Genomic DNA, 17,293 nt, shown 5'->3' on the forward strand with positions numbered 1-17,293 from the left:
TTGGAGATGAAGTAATGCATAACGCAGCACCCATAACCCGTCGAAAATCAACACGGATTTACGTCGGCAAGGTGCCTGTTGGTGATGGTGCGCCGATTGCGGTGCAATCCATGACCAACACCCGAACCACCGACGTTGAAGCAACCGTCAATCAAATCAAAGCGCTGGAACGTGTTGGCGTCGATATCGTCCGCGTTTCCGTGCCGACTATGGAAGCGGCGGAAGCCTTTAAACTTATCAAACAGCAGGTGAATGTCCCGCTCGTCGCCGACATTCATTTCGACTACCGCATCGCGCTGAAAGTCGCGGAATACGGTGTCGATTGCCTACGTATCAACCCCGGTAATATTGGTAACGAAGAGCGTATTCGCTCGGTTGTCGACTGTGCGCGTTACAACAATATCCCGATCCGCATTGGTGTTAACGGCGGTTCGCTGGAAAAAGATTTGCAGGAAAAATACGGCGAACCGACGCCGGAAGCGTTGCTGGAATCGGCGATGCGCCATGTTGATATCCTCGACCGCCTGAATTTCGATCAGTTTAAAGTCAGCGTTAAAGCCTCGGATGTTTTCCTCGCCGTGCAATCCTATCGCCTGCTGGCTTCACGTATCGATCAGCCGTTGCACCTTGGTATCACCGAAGCGGGTGGTGCACGTAGCGGTGCGGTGAAGTCGGCTATCGGTCTCGGTCTGCTGCTGTCTGAAGGTATTGGCGACACGCTGCGTATCTCGTTGGCGGCCGATCCGGTTGAAGAAGTGAAAGTTGGCTTCGATATCCTGAAGTCACTGCGTATTCGTGCTCGCGGAATCAACTTTATTGCTTGCCCGACCTGCTCTCGTCAGGAATTTGACGTGATCGGTACGGTGAACGCGCTGGAGCAAAGGCTGGAAGATCTCATCACGCCAATGGACGTTTCGATTATCGGTTGCGTGGTGAATGGCCCCGGTGAAGCGCTGGTGTCTACTATTGGTGTCACGGGTGGGCACAATAAGAGCGGCTTCTATGAAGACGGCGTGCGGCAGAGAGAGCGCTTCGATAACGAACAGATGATCGATCAGTTAGAAGCCAAAATCCGTGCGAAAGCCTCCATGATGGACGAAAATCAGCGTATTACCGTCAATCTGGTGGATAAGTAACCCTGACGGCGTGACGGTATTCCGTCACCTGCATCATTCACGATTCCTGAACCCGATGGGGATGCCCCGCATTGAAGATGCGACGACAATCCCTTTATAATCGGGTTTATTTTTTGAAAAACGCATAGAGAACTGACGTGGCAAAAAATATTCAAGCCATTCGCGGCATGAACGATTACCTGCCAGCCGAAACGGCATTGTGGCAGCGTATTGAAAACAGCCTGAAACAGGTGCTCAGTGGCTACGGTTATAATGAAATTCGTTTGCCTATTGTCGAGCAAACTCCGCTGTTTAAGCGCGCTATTGGTGAAGTGACCGATGTCGTCGAAAAAGAGATGTATACCTTTGACGATCGCAATGGCGATAGCTTGACGCTGCGCCCGGAAGGGACGGCAGGCTGTGTCCGCGCCGGTATTGAGCACGGTATTCTCTATAATCAGGAACAGCGGCTCTGGTATGTCGGCCCGATGTTTCGCTACGAGCGCCCGCAGAAAGGGCGCTATCGCCAGTTTCATCAGTTGGGCTGTGAAGTTTTTGGTCTGCAAGGGCCGGATATTGATGCCGAACTGATCCTGATGACAGCCCGCTGGTGGCGAGTGCTGGGCATCGCCGATCATGTGAAGCTGGAACTGAACTCGATTGGTTCATTAGACGCGCGTGCCCGCTATCGCGAAGCGTTGGTCGCGTTCCTCGAACAGCATAAAGATCAGCTCGATGAAGACTGCTTGCGCCGGATGTACACCAATCCGTTGCGCGTTCTGGATACGAAAAATCCACAGATCCAAGCGTTGCTAAATGACGCGCCGGTGCTGACGGACTACCTAGATGACGAATCGCGTGAACACTTTGAGTCATTGGGTGAACTTTTAACGCAGTCTGGTATCCCATATACCGTTAATCCGCGTCTGGTCCGTGGTTTGGATTACTATAACCGCACCGTATTTGAGTGGGTGACGACCAGTCTGGGTGCTCAGGGCACGGTCTGTGCCGGTGGGCGTTATGATGGTATGGTAGAACAACTGGGCGGACACGCGACACCAGCGGTCGGTTTTGCGATGGGGCTGGAGCGTCTGGTTCTGTTGGTTCAGTCTGTGAACCCGGATTTCAAAGCACAATCAGGCGTAGATGCTTATCTGATTTCTTCCGGTGCGGGAACGCAGGTTGCCGCAATGCAGTTGGCGGAGAAATTACGTGATGCGCTGCCGCAGTTGAAATTGATGACCAACTATGGTGGTGGCAACTTTAAGAAACAATTCGCCCGCGCTGATAAATGGGGCGCACGCGTCGCATTGGTATTAGGCGAAAATGAAGTGGCGGCCGGTCAGGTTGTGGTTAAGAACCTGAGTAATGGCGAGCAGGATACATTGGCACAGGCCGACGTCGCATCGCGGCTGGCAACGTTACTGGATTGAGGAGAGAGACACCGTGGAAGTCTATACCACAGAGAATGAACAGGTTGATGCACTACGTCGTTTCCTCGCGGAGAATGGAAAGGCGTTAGTTGTCGGTGTTGTGTTGGGCGTTGGCGCACTGGTTGGCTGGCGTTTCTGGCAAAGTCATCAAAATGACAGCGTGCAGGCGGCGTCAGCGTCTTATCAGCAGGTGACGGAGCAACTGGCCGAAGGCAAAGCTGAAGCCATTGCTTCAACAGAGAAATTTACCGCTGAGAATAAGAATACCTATGGTGCGCTGGCTTCTCTGGAACTGGCTCGTCATTACGTTGATCAGAAAGATTTCGCTAAAGCAGCACAGCAGTTGGTGCAGGCACAGTCGCAAACTAAAGATGCCGACCTGCTGGCGGTGGTGAATCTGCGTCTGGCGCGGGTTCAGCTACAGGAAAACAAAGCGGATGACGCGCTGAAAACGTTGGATGCCATTAAACTGGAAGGCTGGGCGTCACAGGCAGCGGAAGTGCGTGGCGATATTTTGGTGAGCAAAGGTGACAATCAGGCTGCGCGTGATGCGTACAACAAAGGGTTGTCTTCCAATCCATCGCAGGCACAGCAAGCGTTACTGCGCATGAAACTGAATAACCTGTCCAGCTAAGAGGAATTCCATGCAATTGCGTAAAACACTGTTGGTAGGACTGGTTTCTGTTGCCCTGCTGAGCGGATGCTCGCTGTTTAACAGCGAAGAAGATGTTGTCACGATGTCTCCACTGCCGAAAGTGGAAAACCAGTTCACGCCAACCAAGGTGTGGAACAGCTCGGTTGGGAGTGGGATTGGTGAGTTTTATTCCAACCTTCACCCGGCATGGCAGGATAATCGCGTTTTTGCTGCCGATCGTCGTGGCACCGTGAAAGCCATGGATCTGAGTGATGGCAAAGAGATTTGGCGCGCCGATCTGTCAGAGAAGACCAATTTCTTCTCTCGCAATAATCCGGCGCTGCTGTCAGGCGGGGTAACGGTTTCTGGTAACCATGTTTATGTCGGCAGCGAAAAGGCGCAGGTCTATGCGCTGAATGCGGAAGATGGTACGCCAGTGTGGCAGACGAAAGTGGCTGGTGAAGCGCTGTCTCGCCCTGTCGTTAGCGATGGTGTTGTATTGATTCACACCAGCAACGGTATGTTGCAGGCCTTGAATGAAGCGGATGGCGCAATTAAGTGGAGCGTTAACCTGGATATGCCGACGCTGTCTCTGCGCGGTGAATCTGCACCGACAACCGCATTTGGTGCGGCGATTGTCGGTGGTGACAACGGTCGTGTGAATGCCGTGATGATCAATCAGGGTCAGCTCATCTGGCAACAGCGTATTTCACAGCCGAGCGGCGCAACCGAAATCGATCGTCTGAACGATGTTGATACAACGCCCGTTGTTGCGGGCGAAGTGGTCTACGCGTTGGGATATAATGGCAACATGACTGCGCTGGATCTACGGTCTGGTCAGGTTCTGTGGAAGCGTGAACTGGGTTCAGTGCATGATTTCATCATCGATGGAGATCGCATTTATCTGGTCGATCAGGACGATCGCGTTGTTGCATTGAACACCAACGGTGGCGTGAGCCTGTGGCGTCAAAGCGATCTGCTGCACCGTAACTTAACGGCTCCGGCACTGTATAACGGTTATCTGGTTGTGGGTGATACCGAAGGGTACCTGCACTGGCTGAATACGTCAGATGGTCGTTTCGTGGTACAGCAAAAAGTGGATAGCTCTGGTTTCCTGAGCAAGCCTGTGGTTGCCAGCGACAAGCTGCTGATTCAGGCGAAAAACGGTGATGTCTACGCGTTCACTCGCTAAGTAATACCGTATTGATTTGGAGCGCAGCGCTTTTGGATGCGTTCCCATAACGGCTCCTGACACTATCAGGGGCCGTTTCGTCTTTTTATCGTCAGCGAGTGTTTCGCTGTAACGTATTGAAATATAAGTAATGAGGTTGTAACAATGATACCTGTCGTCGCGCTGGTCGGGCGCCCGAATGTGGGGAAATCCACGCTATTTAACCGCTTAACGCGCACTCGTGATGCATTGGTGGCGGATTTCCCAGGGCTGACTCGTGACCGCAAGTATGGTCGTGCAGAAGTGGAAGGGCATGAATTTATTATCGTCGATACCGGTGGGATCGATGGTACGGAAGACGGTGTGGAAACGCGCATGGCCGGTCAATCGCTGGTGGCGATCGAAGAGGCGGACATTGTGCTGTTTATGGTCGATGCTCGCGCGGGATTGATGCCTGCGGATGAAGGCATTGCCAAGCATCTGCGCAGCCGTAAAAAGACGACGGTGCTGGTCGCGAACAAAACCGATGGCCTTGACCCGGATATGGTTACGGCAGATTTTTACTCGCTCGGTATGGGCGAAGTCTACGCAATTGCGGCATCTCATGGCCGTGGCGTGACGTCTCTGCTGGAAACGGTTCTGTTGCCGTTTGTACAAGATGAAATAGAAGAGCCTGTCGAGTTAACCGAAGAAGAAGAGAACGCGGCTTACTGGGCGGCGTTAGAAGCGGAAGAACAGGCCAGCGAAGAAGAAGCCGAAGACGATTTCAATCCTGAAGATCTGCCGATCAAACTGGCGATTGTCGGGCGTCCGAATGTGGGGAAATCCACGCTGACTAACCGTATTTTGGGTGAAGAGCGTGTGGTGGTGTACGACATGCCGGGCACGACGCGTGACAGTATCTACATTCCGATGGTACGCGATGAACGTGAATATATTCTGATTGATACCGCTGGGGTGCGTAAGCGCGGCAAAGTGACGGAAACGGTAGAAAAATTCTCCGTCATCAAGACGTTGCAGGCGATTGAAGATGCCAACGTGGTGTTGCTGGTTATCGATGCGCGTGAAGGCATTTCCGATCAGGATCTCTCGCTGCTGGGCTTTATCCTCAATAGTGGGCGCTCACTGGTGATCGTGGTGAACAAATGGGATGGTCTATCGCAGGAAGTGCGTGAACAGGTGAAAGATACGCTGGATCTGCGTCTCGGCTTTATCGATTTTGCCCGCATTCACTTCATTTCTGCGCTGCACGGCAGCGGCGTAGGTAACCTGTTTGAGTCGGTTACCGAAGCCTATTCTTGCGCAACTCGCCGTGTAAGTACGGCGATGCTGACTCGCGTGATGCAAATGGCGGCAGACGATCACCAACCGCCGCTGGTGCGCGGTCGTCGCGTGAAGCTGAAATATGCGCACGCCGGTGGCTATAACCCGCCGATTGTGGTGATTCACGGTAATCAGGTGAAAGATCTGCCGGATTCTTACAAGCGCTACCTGATGAACTACTATCGTCGTTCGCTGGAAGTGATGGGTACGCCGATTCGTATCCAGTTTAAAGAAGGGGAAAACCCTTTCGCAGACAAGCGTAATACGCTGACGCCAAACCAGCTACGCAAGCGTAAGCGGTTGATGTCGCATCTCAAAAAAAGTAAGTGATTTATTAACGGGGCGAATAGCAATATTCGCCCCGTTTTGTCAGAGACGAAACGAACTGTAGTTAACAAAACCAATAATAATCAAGGAAAGTCATGTCCTGGGAAACCTGGAGTTTTGCATTCAACGTCACGATGCCTAATGTAATTATGTTGTTGATTGGTATCGCGTTACGCAAGTTTAATCTCCTTAATGATGCGTTTTGTGATACGGCAATGCGGGTTGTATTCAACCTTTCTCTTCCCTGCCTGTTGTTTTTTAGTGTTGCAGGCAATCACTCGTCTTTCGCAAGCCAGTGGCCGCTCGTGGTTTATGGTACGGTAGGAACATTAGCGACATTTCTGCTTCTGGAAATCGCGGCAGTGAGGTTAGTTAGGGATCCAAAGGAACGTGGCATCTTTGTGCAAGGGGGATTCCGTTCGAATACTGGTGTGATGGGGCTGGCTTTTGCGATGAGCGCCTATGGTGAAGAGGGCGTTGCTATAGGGTCCATGTATTTGATGGTAACGGTCATTATGTTTAACGCATTGTCCGTTATTACGCTGACGCGCAGCTTGCAGCGGCAATCCCCTGAGCAAAAAATCCCTGTAAGCCAACTGCTGCGGGGCATTGTGACAAATCCGCTGATTATTGGCCTGCTTCTCGGGGCGGCCTATGGGCAAAGCCATCTGCCGATGCCAGGCGTGATTAAGCAAACTGGCGGCTTTATCTCCTCTATGGCGTTACCGTTGGCACTGTTATGCGCAGGTGCCAGTCTGGAGTGGCGCAGTATGTTTCGTTCGTCCAATGTGGCCGTGTTGTCTTCCGTGGCGAAGATATTCGTTGTACCAGGGCTTCTCACGTTGGGTGGATGGCTTGTCGGTTTTCGCGGCGTTGAGCTGGGAATTATTTTCCTGTTTTCCTCAACGCCAACCGCAGCGGGTAGCTATGCTATGACGCGTGCAATGGGCGGAAACGCTACGCTGGCGGCGAATATCATCGGGTTGACGACGGTTGGTGCATTTTTCATGATTGCCGTTGGGCTGTATGTGTTACGTTCGCTCAGCGTTATTTAATGCCTGATAGCAGTTAGTGAGTCGCAGGCAACAGCAATGGAGGGAAATATGGATGTGTTTTGTCCTGATTGTCACAGCACGATGACGTGGCAGACTGATGGATCGTTCCTATGCGCTGACTGTCAACAGCACTATCTGCGTGAGGCCGAATGTCCTGAATGTAAGCACTTGCTTCAAGAACTGAAAGCCTGTGGCGCGGTGGATTACTTCTGCCAGCAGCACGGGATGATTTCCAAACGGCGAGTGGTGTTCCGCTATATACCCGCCGATTAATCCTATTGTTACTCTTGTGCACCGTTGCGCCACAGCTCGGTTAGCTCTGGCGGCGCTCGGTCTTCCGGGATCAGCAAGATAACATCGGCATAGTTATTCTGCTGCGGGTGACTGTAGCTGATGTGGATGCGGTAATAGAACTGGTCGCCACGCCCTGGGCCATCTGGTTCTCCGGGGTCGCGAGCCTGAGGAAAAGCGTTACGGATCGCATTACAAATGCGCTCCCGTTCTGATGACGGTACGCTGGCGAGTGCGAAGCGACGCGGCCCCGCCAGCTTGGGGATAAAGGCAAATCCCCCTTCACGCGCCAGCTCAATGATGGCGTCTTCGTTGAGCTCCGGCAGCGTCTTCATAAGAATTCCTGACGAACCTCCACGCCCACCGTTTCCCACGACTGCATGACGATGTCGGCAACGGTGTTGTTAAAACGCTTAGCGGCATGTTGGATGGTATGGCGTGCAAAAATCTCGAAATCCGCATTTTGTGGCAGTGACTTATCACACAGCGTGTCGTACCAGATTTGACCCGCTTTTTCCCAGGAATGGCCGCCTAACGCGATGGCGGTCAGGTAGAATGCTCGGTTGGGAATACCTGAGTTCAAGTGTACGCCGCCGTTGTCTTCACGGGTGTTGACATACTCGCTCATGTGAGAAGGTTGAGGATCGATGCCTAACAACTCATCGTCATACGCGGTGCCCGGATGAGACATAGAACGCAGTCCCATACCATGGATACCGTCTGCCAGAAGTTCTGCCCCGATAAACCAGTCGGCCTGCTCCGCGGTTTGCCCTAAATGATACTGTTTGACCATGGAACCAAAGACGTCAGATAGCGATTCATTGAGCGCACCGGACTGGCGGAAATAAATCAACCCCGCTTCATGTTCGGTGATGCCGTGAGCGAGTTCGTGCGCAATCACATCAAGCGCAATCGTGAAGCGATTGAAAATTTTTCCGTCGCCATCCCCAAATACCATTTGCTGCCCGTTCCAGAAGGCATTCTGGTAATCCTGACCGTAATGTACTGTGCCTGCCAGCGTCAGCCCTTCAGCGTCCAGCGAATTACGTTGGAAAACCTTCCAGAAGAAGTCATAGGTTATGCCTAGATAGTCATAGGCCTCATCGACGGCGACATCACCGTTGCTAGGTTGACCTTCAGCGCGAACCAACTTGCCCGGCAACTGTTGCTGTTGTTCAGCATCGTGGATGCTGCGATGTGCCTGCCCGGCAGGTAATTTTTCATGAGGTTCCGGGCGCGGATTATGGCTGACCATTAATGACTGAACGTGCATCAGCGTTTGTTGCGCGCAGTGGCGCTGCTCGTCTGTGCCGTTTGCAATAATACGATGCAAAATATAAGGGGGGATCACGCTGCAAATCGGTCTGGACTTCATACCTCATCTCCTTGAAAACGCTCATCAGGGGTAACACAGACGATCAATAAAGCTCACTGTATTGTTATCCCATCTGCTTCACAGCGGACATGCAGCTTGAAGTATGACGGGCATAAATTTTAGTGAGTTGGAAATGAGTATAGTTCAGATGATAGGGGCGATAATGGGGGATTGCCGTCGTTTTAGGATAAATCCCCATACCGTGCATTTTATGCTAATCGCGCGATTTTTATGACTTAGATGAAGATTTTCGCCGCTTTTTTACAGAACCTGGATTTGGAACCAGCATCGTGACCTGACTCTCCACCCAGCCATCCTGCAAACGGGTTTTCAACGTCTCACCAGGCGTAATTTGCGCGACGTTTTTCAGCACCTTACCGTCCGGTGCTGTGGTGACGTTATAGCCGCGTGCCAGCGTTGCCAGTGGGCTAACGCCTTCCAGCCGCGAACAGGCAATGCCCAGTTTCTGCTTATTCTGATTCAACTGACGATCTACCGCGCTCTGCATCTGATAGCTAAGTTGCTGTAAACGCTGTTGTGCACGATGAATACGGGTCTGCGGCTGCTGTTGCATCAGGCGCTGTTGTAAGCGTTCACTTCGACGCGAGGTCTGCCGAAGCTGCTGCTGCATGGCGTCATCTAGCCGCTGGCGCAATTTGACCAACTGAGCCTGCTGACGTGCCAGCCGGAGCTGCGGATGCTGCTGCTGCAAGCGATGGTGCAGGCGGGTAAATTCCCGGTTGCACTGGGCAAGGTAATAATCCATCGCCATTTCCAGACGCTGCCGCTGGGACTGGATCTGACGCAACAGTTCCAGTTGGTTACGACTCACTAACTCGGCAGCGGCGGACGGCGTAGGGGCACGCAGATCGCCGACGAAATCAGCGATGGTGATATCAGTCTCATGGCCGACGGCGCTGACGATAGGGATGCGACTGGCGAAAATAGCACGGGCTACGCGCTCATCGTTAAAGCTCCAGAGATCTTCCAGAGAACCACCGCCGCGCCCGACAATTAACACGTCACACTCATCTCTCTGGTTAGCCAGCTCGATGGCACGCACAATTTGTAGCGGTGCCTCTGCACCTTGCACCGACGTGGGATACACGATCACTGGCAGTGACGGATCGCGACGCTGTAACACCTGCAATATATCGTGAAGGGCGGCACCGCTAGCTGACGTAATCACCCCGACCTGCTTGGCAGGAGAGGGCAGCACTTGCTTAAACTGCTGGTCGAACAACCCTTCGGCAGCGAGGCGCTGTTTGAGCTGTTCAAACTGCTGCTGTAACAGGCCATCGCCAGCGGGCTGCATGCTTTCCGCCAGTAGCTGATAGTCACCACGGGGTTCATACAGCGTAATGCTCGCACGAATAAGAACCTGCTGGCCGTTTTGTGGGCGGAACGTCACTTTACGGTTGCTGGTGCGGAACATCGCGCAACGCACCTGCGCACGCTCGTCTTTTAGCGTGAAATACCAATGGCCGGATGAGGGCTGGGAAAGGTTGGAGATTTCGCCGGAGAGCCAAATCTGGCCCATTTCCATTTCCAACAGTTGTCTAACCGTCTGATTCAGTCGGCTAACGGTAAAAATTGCAGAGGAGGGAAATTGAGACATTGTGAGCCAGATCAAATTTTAAAACAGTCACTTAATTGATCGATACTACCTACCTGGAACAGGTAATCAAGCATTTTAGTAAAATAATGCTGGAGGCAACCGATTACGCTCTGTATAATGCCACGGCAATATTTTATCTATTCTTACATCCACCTTGGTGAGATATTGCCCATGCTACGTATCGCTAAAGAAGCACTGACGTTTGACGACGTCCTCCTGGTTCCCGCTCATTCTACTGTTCTGCCTAACACTGCCGATCTGTCCACGCAGTTGACGAAAAACATCCGCCTGAATATCCCTATGCTGTCCGCAGCGATGGATACCGTTACCGAATCCGGCCTGGCCATTGCGCTGGCGCAGGAAGGCGGTCTGGGCTTTATTCACAAGAATATGTCGATTGAGCGTCAGGCTGAAGAAGTTAGCCGCGTGAAAAAACATGAAAGCGGCGTTGTGGTTGATCCACAGACGGTGACGCCAGAAACGACGCTGCGTGAAATGAAAGAACTGACCGAGCGTAACGGCTTTGCGGGTTACCCTGTTGTAGCAAAAGACAACGAACTGGTCGGTATCATTACCGGTCGTGACGTGCGTTTTGTTACCGATCTGGAAAAACCGGTTAGCGCGTTCATGACGCCGAAAGAGCGTCTGGTGACCGTTAAAGAAGGCGAAGCGCGTGATGTCGTGCTGCAAAAGATGCACGAAAAACGCGTCGAAAAAGCGCTGGTCGTTGACGACACATTCCACCTGATCGGCATGATCACGGTAAAAGATTTCCAGAAAGCAGAACGTAAACCGAACGCCTGTAAAGACGAACACGGTCGTCTGCGCGTAGGCGCGGCGGTTGGCGCTGGTGCAGGTAACGAAGAGCGTGTTGATGCACTGGTTGCCGCAGGCGTTGACGTACTGCTGATCGACTCCTCACACGGCCATTCCGAAGGCGTATTGCAGCGTATTCGTGAAACACGTGCTAAATACCCGAATCTCGAAATCATCGGCGGTAACGTCGCGACGGGCGCAGGTGCGAAAGCGCTGGTTGAAGCAGGCGTTAGCGCAGTAAAAGTGGGTATCGGCCCTGGCTCTATCTGTACTACCCGTATCGTTACTGGCGTGGGCGTACCGCAGATTACGGCGATCTCCGATGCGGTTGAAGCGCTGGAAGGTACAGGTATTCCGGTTATCGCCGACGGCGGTATCCGTTTCTCTGGCGACATCGCTAAAGCTATCGCAGCAGGCGCAGCCTGTGTCATGGTCGGTTCTATGCTGGCGGGTACGGAAGAATCCCCTGGTGAGATCGAACTGTATCAGGGCCGTTCATTCAAATCTTATCGCGGTATGGGCTCACTGGGCGCGATGTCCAAAGGCTCGTCAGACCGTTACTTCCAGACTGATAATGCCGCTGACAAACTGGTGCCGGAAGGTATTGAAGGCCGTGTAGCTTACAAAGGCCGCCTGAAAGAGATCGTTCACCAGCAGATGGGCGGCTTGCGTTCCTGTATGGGACTGACCGGCTGCGCCACTATCGACGCGCTGCGCACGCAGGCTGAGTTTGTACGCATCAGCGGCGCGGGCATTCAGGAAAGTCACGTTCACGACGTTACCATTACTAAAGAGTCACCAAACTACCGTATGGGTTCATAAGGTAATTTGCGGGCTGATTTAACCCGATAAACCCGGTATTATTGCCTGTCTTTTTAGGGCTATTCGCCGGGTTTACTTATTTTTTAGCTTTTTGGAACATGCTCCTCATGACGCAAAACATTCATCAACACCGTATTCTTATTCTGGATTTCGGCTCGCAGTACACGCAGTTGGTTGCACGTCGCGTGCGTGAACTGGGCGTTTACTGTGAACTGTGGGCATGGGATGTCACGGAAGCGCAGATTCGCGGATTTAATCCGAACGGGATCATCCTGTCTGGTGGCCCGGAAAGCACCACCGAGTTTGGCAGCCCACGCGCGCCAGAATACGTTTTCAATGCTGGCGTACCGGTATTAGGCGTGTGCTACGGCATGCAGACGATGGCGATGCAGTTGGGTGGTCACGTTGAAGGTTCCAACGAGCGTGAGTTTGGTTATGCGCAGGTAGAAGTTAAAACGGATAGCGCGCTGGTGCGTGATATTCAGGATTCGTTGAGCGCCACGGGCGCGCCGCTGCTGGATGTCTGGATGAGCCACGGCGACAAAGTGACGGCGATCCCTGAAGGGTTTGAGACCGTTGCCAGTACGGATACTTGTCCGTTTGCCATCATGGCAAACGAAGAAAAACGTTTTTACGGCGTGCAGTTCCACCCGGAAGTGACGCACACCCGTCAGGGCCAGCGCATGCTGGAGCGTTTTGTTCGTGACATCTGCCAGTGTGAAGCACTGTGGACACCCGCCAAAATTATCGACGATGCGGTGAACCGTATTCGTGAGCAGGTGGGTAACGACCAGGTGATTCTGGGCCTGTCTGGCGGCGTGGATTCTTCCGTTACCGCGATGCTGCTGCACCGCGCTATTGGCGACCGTTTGACCTGCGTGTTTGTCGATAACGGCCTGCTGCGTTTGAACGAAGCCGATCAGGTTCTGGAAATGTTCGGCGACCATTTCGGCCTGAACATTGTGCATGTGGCCGCGGAAGACCGCTTCCTGAACGAGCTGGCTGGCGAAAACGATCCTGAAGCCAAGCGTAAAATCATCGGCCGTGTGTTTGTTGAAGTATTCGATGAAGAAGCCAACAAACAAACGGACGTGAAATGGCTGGCGCAAGGCACCATCTACCCAGACGTCATCGAGTCTGCGGCGTCTGCGACAGGTAAAGCGCACGTGATCAAGTCACACCACAACGTGGGTGGCCTGCCGAAAGAGATGAAGCTGGGTCTGGTAGAGCCGCTGAAAGAGCTGTTCAAAGACGAAGTGCGCAAGATCGGTCTGGAATTGGGTCTGCCGTACAACATGCTGTACCGCCATCCGTTCCCAGGCCCGGGTCTGGGCGTGCGCGTGCTGGGTGAAGTGAAGAAAGAATACTGTGACCTGTTGCGTCGTGCAGATGCGATCTTCATTGAAGAATTGCACAAAGCCGACCTGTACAACAAAGTCAGTCAGGCATTCACCGTCTTCCTGCCCGTTCGTTCCGTAGGCGTGATGGGCGATGGTCGTAAATACGATTGGGTTGTCTCGCTGCGTGCGGTAGAAACCATCGACTTTATGACCGCGCACTGGGCACACCTGCCATACGATTTCTTGGGCCGCGTATCCAATCGCATCATCAACGAAGTCGACGGCATCTCCCGCGTTGTTTATGACGTATCAGGTAAGCCACCGGCAACGATTGAGTGGGAATAAACCTGCGTCTAAATAGCATTTGTACTAAACAGCAAAAACCCGCGTAACTGCGGGTTTTTTTACGTCTGACTACGTATTTCTACGTGATTGAGTTACTGATATTTTTAATTATTGTGAGCATTGGGAATAAGCTGAACGCCTGCGGCTCTGGTGATTTCAGTGAGTGTTATTAGGGTTGGATTGCAATTTTCAGACAGTGTTCTGTACAGTTGCTGACAGACAGTCCCGATTTTTTGGCTATTTCACCCACTCCGCCACGCGCTTCAACAACACGGCGTAATGCTGTCAGGAATGCAGCGATGCCACCTTCCTCATAAATATCCTCTAGTGCTGTTTGGAGGTATATTTCTGCGTATTCAGGGTTTTCTCGTAGTTCCGCAACCATTGCATCATCGTGGCTAATGGCTTTTTCGAATGTAGTGGATTGGGTGATGATTGCCATGATGTTACCTCTTTTGATAATCCCGCCAGTATTGCACTGCTTTATCTAAATCTTTGCTTTGGCTTGATTTATCGCCACCGATGAAGAGCAAAATCATCTTATCACTCTTGTCGCATAATACACTCGATAGCCAAGGCCATAATCAATTCTAAGCTCCCAGACACCGTCTCTTTCAAATTTATGGTCGCCGAAATTTCCCTTTTCTGCACGGTCTATTCGGATATCTACTTTTGAAGCAGCGCGAGGATCTTTCCCTCTCGGCGTAAAAAATTGCGCTGAGGCGATCGTGGCCGTCGGATGAGCCGCATGGATGCGGCGAAAGCCAGTGCCGCGTCGGGAACGCGTCACTGGCGGTCCGAATAACGGTCACGAATGCCGAAGGTATCGCGTAGCGACGCAACTAGCGCCGAAAAGCCAGTGGTCAAGGCGCAGCGGCGATTGAGCGCGCCTTGTCGGGCGTGTGATGACATCACAGATTGGAGCGGTAGTTAACACGCACGAAACTTTTGTCGCTATTCACATAAATAGATAGTCAGCATCATAATGCTCGAAATATGTGACTCATCGTCCGTGGTCTTACTCATTACAAAACGCGATCCTATCCACACGGAAATCAAAATGGTTTTTGATAGGTGGAGGGAAATGGAATGAATCACACTGACTGGCACCCGGCGGATATCATCGCGGGATTACGGAAGAAAGGGACGACGCTAGCGGCAGTTTCCAGAGCGGCGGGGCTGGCGTCATCCACGCTGGCGAATGCGCTCACCAGACACTGGCCGAAAGGTGAACGGCTGATTGCCGAAGCGATGGGGAAAAGGCCGGAAGAGATTTGGCCGTCGCGTTATTCAGGCGTGAAATGAGGACAGGGAGTAGGGGACATAAACAAGAAAACGCCATAGTTTACTGGCACTTTATTTATATGATTCTACCTGATGGTAGAATCATGCAGAGACCACCGCTATGGCGTCGCTTTTGGGTTCCCCATTCTTTCTTCAATAAAAAGAATGAGTGACTCAGCTTCTTGTTTATCAGGAAAATTACTAAGCGAAATAGGGATTGCAGTCATATTATCAATGATTAAAAATAAATAGTCATCGATTTTATGGAGGTGAGAAATAGCATGCCATTTGTAATGGCTGTGTGAACTTTCCGTTTCCCCGTAGATGCCATCATTGTTTATTATTATTTTTACCTCTACTGGAAATATCCCTGGAGGGTAGCTTTTTATTTTTCTGGTGGGTAATGAAAGTAAAGTGGAAAGTACGGCTAGTGAAGCCGTAAGATAAGAAAATAACTTTATAATCGGGTGGGCTTCACGTTCGCTGGATAAGAAAATGATCGCCAGTAATATAAAGAGCGATAAAAGTAATAAAACAAATGAAAGCATTGACAGGGAATTAATTACCCTGTGTTTATAACTCTGTCTCTTTTCGTTCCAGTTGGATATCGACCTAATACCCCTTTCGTAGTCGCTTTGTGTTAATGTCTGATGAATAATAAATTCTTTATTGTCTGTTTCCATTTTTTCGACCTCTGTTGTCCATAACACATTATATTCACATCGTGGATACTATACAGAGGTTTTTCCTAATTTTTTCCTGAGCATTCGTACATGCTGTAGCCACGTTGGTGAATGCGCTGAAAGATTAAATAGCCCAGCGTTCTGGGCTATCAGTATGGAAAATCAAGCAGTCACACGTGAGTGTTAACGCTTTTCCTGTTGCTTCAATATTCCTACTTTAAGCACATCCACCTCCTCGCCGTTAATCGTGGCGGTCGCGGAGATGACCTGAAATTTCAGATCGCTGAACTGGCAAAAATCGGGTTTGTACTGTGGGAGAAGAGCCGATTCCTGGGAAAAAATAAATTTTTCTCCAATCATTCCGGCATCAAGGCTACTCACCCCAAAAGGTGGGAAAGCGAGCGTCTGTTCAGCTGACGAGCCTTCACTGTTTTTGAGTTGTAGCGTGGCGCGAAAATTGGCGACTTCGCCTAATTTATTCGTATTGATAGAGAAATTAAGCTCGCATTTATAGGGATTATTATCTCCACCGAATGGGCTCGATTCATGTTTTAACGTTAAAATCGGCAAGACATCGCGCGTTGCTTTTCTCTCGCGCTTATCTTTTTCACATTGGCGAAAATAATGGCTATCTGCACTTCCTTCGTATTTTTTTGCTTGATGACAATCCACATCAACGTACTGTCCGCTGTAATACATCTGGGACAAATATCTGCTGGCACTGGTCACGTCATTTTTATAGGCCTGCTCAAATAATACATAGGCCTTACGGTAGTCGCCCTTGATGAGTACGCCGTCGTAATACATTTTCCCCAGATTCATCAGTGCGTTGTCATTGCCTTGTTTTGCTGCCAGTTCATACCATTTTTCAGCTTCTGCTCCATCCGCATAAATACCCCAGCGTCCTTTCTCGTATACCGACCCAAGAATATTTTGTGCTTCTGGGTGACCACCTTCGGCAGCGATACGGAACCATTTAAGGGCTTCAATATTCTCATTTTTGATACCGGCATAGCCAAAATTATAGAAATAACCGACCAGGAAATTCATTTCTGGATCGCCATCTTTTGCCCAAAATATTGCCAGCCGTAGAACATCCCGCTTGCTAAAGCCGATACGGGTAAAGAAACGTTGTGTCTCTTCATCGCCGCTGGTGAGGTACCTTTTGGCGGCATAAATTAATCTGGAACGCTGTGATATATCGCTATCGATATTGGCTTTTGCGCTATACAGGTAATCGATGACGTTCTCTATTACATCAGGCGGTATTTTGAGATCGGCGCGATGCATTTTGTCTGCGAACTGTTTGGCGCGTGCTTTATCCTGTGCGACACCTTTGCCATATTGATAAAAATACCAGATGTTGTAGCAGCCAAAATTGCCATCTATTTCACAGGCCTGCTGATAATACTGGCGCGCTTGCGTGGTATTTTGCGGGACGGTGATGCCGTATTCATAGATGAACCCTAGCGTACTCAATGCCTGCGGGTCGTTGTCTTTTGCTAATGCCGTCAATGCGGTTAATGCAGTAGCATCCTGCTGCGTGATACGTTCGTAGAGTGTATCTACCTTGTCATTTGCCTGACTGATGGATGCCGCCGACAGGCCTAGCAGCATGGCAATAACGGTTTTCCTTATCATCGGTTCTATTTCCTTAATGC

Annotated in this window: 15 protein-coding genes and 2 pseudogenes; 10 read left to right on the forward strand and 7 right to left on the reverse strand. The window is 51.1% G+C overall.

Annotated elements, in window-relative coordinates; genetic code table 11:
- The first annotated feature begins 14 nt into the window (after nucleotides 1–14).
- From ispG to CLR69_RS00315, 7 genes are all read left to right on the forward strand, one after another.
- Nucleotides 15–1,136 (forward strand): flavodoxin-dependent (E)-4-hydroxy-3-methylbut-2-enyl-diphosphate synthase, encoded by a 1,122-nt coding sequence (gene ispG, locus CLR69_RS00285; RefSeq protein WP_129705054.1) that lies wholly within the window; start codon nucleotides 15–17, stop codon nucleotides 1,134–1,136.
- A 137-nt stretch (nucleotides 1,137–1,273) separates the two neighbouring features.
- The gene (gene hisS, locus CLR69_RS00290) at nucleotides 1,274–2,548 is read left to right on the forward strand and encodes a histidine--tRNA ligase (RefSeq protein WP_129711975.1); all 1,275 of its coding nucleotides are present in this window, start codon (nucleotides 1,274–1,276) and stop codon (nucleotides 2,546–2,548) included.
- A 13-nt stretch (nucleotides 2,549–2,561) separates the two neighbouring features.
- Nucleotides 2,562–3,182 carry a YfgM family protein gene (locus CLR69_RS00295; RefSeq protein ID WP_129711974.1) on the forward strand — a complete coding sequence of 207 codons (621 nt, stop codon included), beginning with the start codon at nucleotides 2,562–2,564 and terminating at the stop codon, nucleotides 3,180–3,182.
- Nucleotides 3,183–3,192: 10 nt separating this feature from the next.
- On the forward strand, nucleotides 3,193–4,374 hold the full coding sequence (gene bamB, locus CLR69_RS00300; protein WP_129711973.1) for an outer membrane protein assembly factor BamB: 1,182 nt from the start codon (nucleotides 3,193–3,195) through the stop codon (nucleotides 4,372–4,374).
- A 144-nt stretch (nucleotides 4,375–4,518) separates the two neighbouring features.
- Nucleotides 4,519–6,006 carry a ribosome biogenesis GTPase Der gene (gene der / locus CLR69_RS00305; protein ID WP_129705062.1) on the forward strand — a complete coding sequence of 496 codons (1,488 nt, stop codon included), beginning with the start codon at nucleotides 4,519–4,521 and terminating at the stop codon, nucleotides 6,004–6,006.
- Nucleotides 6,007–6,098: 92 nt separating this feature from the next.
- Nucleotides 6,099–7,058 carry an AEC family transporter gene (locus tag CLR69_RS00310; RefSeq protein WP_129711972.1) on the forward strand — a complete coding sequence of 320 codons (960 nt, stop codon included), beginning with the start codon at nucleotides 6,099–6,101 and terminating at the stop codon, nucleotides 7,056–7,058.
- A 48-nt stretch (nucleotides 7,059–7,106) separates the two neighbouring features.
- Nucleotides 7,107–7,331, forward strand: a complete 225-nt coding sequence (locus CLR69_RS00315) for a zinc ribbon domain-containing protein (protein WP_129712062.1) — start codon at nucleotides 7,107–7,109, stop codon at nucleotides 7,329–7,331.
- Nucleotides 7,332–7,339: 8 nt separating this feature from the next.
- Here CLR69_RS00315 and CLR69_RS00320 read toward each other — a convergent pair whose 3' ends face one another.
- The 3 genes from CLR69_RS00320 to xseA all read right to left on the reverse strand — a co-directional run bounded on the left by CLR69_RS00320 (nucleotide 7,340) and on the right by xseA (nucleotide 10,342).
- A complete protein-coding gene (locus tag CLR69_RS00320; RefSeq protein WP_129711971.1) occupies nucleotides 7,340–7,684 on the reverse strand; it encodes a protealysin inhibitor emfourin in 345 nt (114 codons plus the stop codon).
- Nucleotides 7,681–8,724 carry a M4 family metallopeptidase gene (locus tag CLR69_RS00325; RefSeq protein WP_129705068.1) on the reverse strand — a complete coding sequence of 348 codons (1,044 nt, stop codon included), beginning with the start codon at nucleotides 8,722–8,724 and terminating at the stop codon, nucleotides 7,681–7,683. Before CLR69_RS00325 ends, CLR69_RS00320 begins: the two co-directional genes overlap by 4 nt.
- Before the next feature lie 229 nt (nucleotides 8,725–8,953).
- Entirely contained in the window at nucleotides 8,954–10,342 is a 1,389-nt protein-coding gene (gene xseA / locus CLR69_RS00330) for an exodeoxyribonuclease VII large subunit (protein ID WP_129711970.1), read from the reverse strand.
- A 171-nt stretch (nucleotides 10,343–10,513) separates the two neighbouring features.
- Here xseA and guaB point away from each other — a divergent pair, with 171 nt between their 5' ends.
- Entirely contained in the window at nucleotides 10,514–11,980 is a 1,467-nt protein-coding gene (gene guaB, locus CLR69_RS00340; RefSeq protein WP_165324984.1) for an IMP dehydrogenase, read from the forward strand.
- 107 nt (nucleotides 11,981–12,087) lie between these two features.
- Nucleotides 12,088–13,665, forward strand: coding sequence for a glutamine-hydrolyzing GMP synthase (gene guaA / locus CLR69_RS00345; RefSeq protein ID WP_129711968.1), 1,578 nt, complete (start codon nucleotides 12,088–12,090; stop codon nucleotides 13,663–13,665).
- Between the two features lie 104 nt (nucleotides 13,666–13,769).
- On the opposite strand, the pseudogene CLR69_RS00350 reads toward guaA, so the two are convergent.
- Together CLR69_RS00350 and CLR69_RS23055 are read right to left on the reverse strand one after the other, a co-directional pair.
- A pseudogene (locus CLR69_RS00350) lies at nucleotides 13,770–14,107 on the reverse strand (helix-turn-helix domain-containing transcriptional regulator).
- Nucleotides 14,108–14,111: 4 nt separating this feature from the next.
- Nucleotides 14,112–14,419 (reverse strand): annotated as a pseudogene (locus tag CLR69_RS23055) (type II toxin-antitoxin system RelE/ParE family toxin).
- Nucleotides 14,420–14,754: 335 nt separating this feature from the next.
- On the opposite strand from CLR69_RS23055, the gene CLR69_RS00360 reads away from it, so the two are divergent.
- The gene (locus CLR69_RS00360) at nucleotides 14,755–14,970 is read left to right on the forward strand and encodes a helix-turn-helix domain-containing protein (RefSeq protein WP_010279992.1); all 216 of its coding nucleotides are present in this window, start codon (nucleotides 14,755–14,757) and stop codon (nucleotides 14,968–14,970) included.
- Nucleotides 14,971–15,068: 98 nt separating this feature from the next.
- Here the strand turns inward: CLR69_RS00360 and CLR69_RS00365 are convergent, their stop codons facing one another.
- Nucleotides 15,069–15,632, reverse strand: a complete 564-nt coding sequence (locus tag CLR69_RS00365) for a YcxB family protein (protein ID WP_129711967.1) — start codon at nucleotides 15,630–15,632, stop codon at nucleotides 15,069–15,071.
- 183 nt (nucleotides 15,633–15,815) lie between these two features.
- Nucleotides 15,816–17,273, reverse strand: coding sequence for an SEL1-like repeat protein (locus tag CLR69_RS00370; protein ID WP_129711966.1), 1,458 nt, complete (start codon nucleotides 17,271–17,273; stop codon nucleotides 15,816–15,818).
- Between the last annotated feature and the right edge of the window lie 20 nt (nucleotides 17,274–17,293).

Source organism: Pectobacterium zantedeschiae, assembly GCF_004137795.1.
Classification (GTDB): domain Bacteria; phylum Pseudomonadota; class Gammaproteobacteria; order Enterobacterales; family Enterobacteriaceae; genus Pectobacterium; species Pectobacterium zantedeschiae.

Coding starts and splice junctions, on each gene's coding strand:
- xseA (WP_129711970.1), bottom strand. CDS start 10,342: ATGTCTCAATTTCCCTCCTCTGCAATTTTTACCGTTAGCCGACTGAAT.
- CLR69_RS00360 (WP_010279992.1), top strand. CDS start 14,755: ATGAATCACACTGACTGGCACCCGGCGGATATCATCGCGGGATTACGG.
- guaB (WP_165324984.1), top strand. CDS start 10,514: ATGCTACGTATCGCTAAAGAAGCACTGACGTTTGACGACGTCCTCCTG.
- CLR69_RS00310 (WP_129711972.1), top strand. CDS start 6,099: ATGTCCTGGGAAACCTGGAGTTTTGCATTCAACGTCACGATGCCTAAT.
- der (WP_129705062.1), top strand. CDS start 4,519: ATGATACCTGTCGTCGCGCTGGTCGGGCGCCCGAATGTGGGGAAATCC.
- guaA (WP_129711968.1), top strand. CDS start 12,088: ATGACGCAAAACATTCATCAACACCGTATTCTTATTCTGGATTTCGGC.
- CLR69_RS00370 (WP_129711966.1), bottom strand. CDS start 17,273: ATGATAAGGAAAACCGTTATTGCCATGCTGCTAGGCCTGTCGGCGGCA.
- CLR69_RS00320 (WP_129711971.1), bottom strand. CDS start 7,684: ATGAAGACGCTGCCGGAGCTCAACGAAGACGCCATCATTGAGCTGGCG.
- ispG (WP_129705054.1), top strand. CDS start 15: ATGCATAACGCAGCACCCATAACCCGTCGAAAATCAACACGGATTTAC.
- bamB (WP_129711973.1), top strand. CDS start 3,193: ATGCAATTGCGTAAAACACTGTTGGTAGGACTGGTTTCTGTTGCCCTG.
- CLR69_RS00365 (WP_129711967.1), bottom strand. CDS start 15,632: ATGGAAACAGACAATAAAGAATTTATTATTCATCAGACATTAACACAA.
- CLR69_RS00325 (WP_129705068.1), bottom strand. CDS start 8,724: ATGAAGTCCAGACCGATTTGCAGCGTGATCCCCCCTTATATTTTGCAT.
- CLR69_RS00315 (WP_129712062.1), top strand. CDS start 7,107: ATGGATGTGTTTTGTCCTGATTGTCACAGCACGATGACGTGGCAGACT.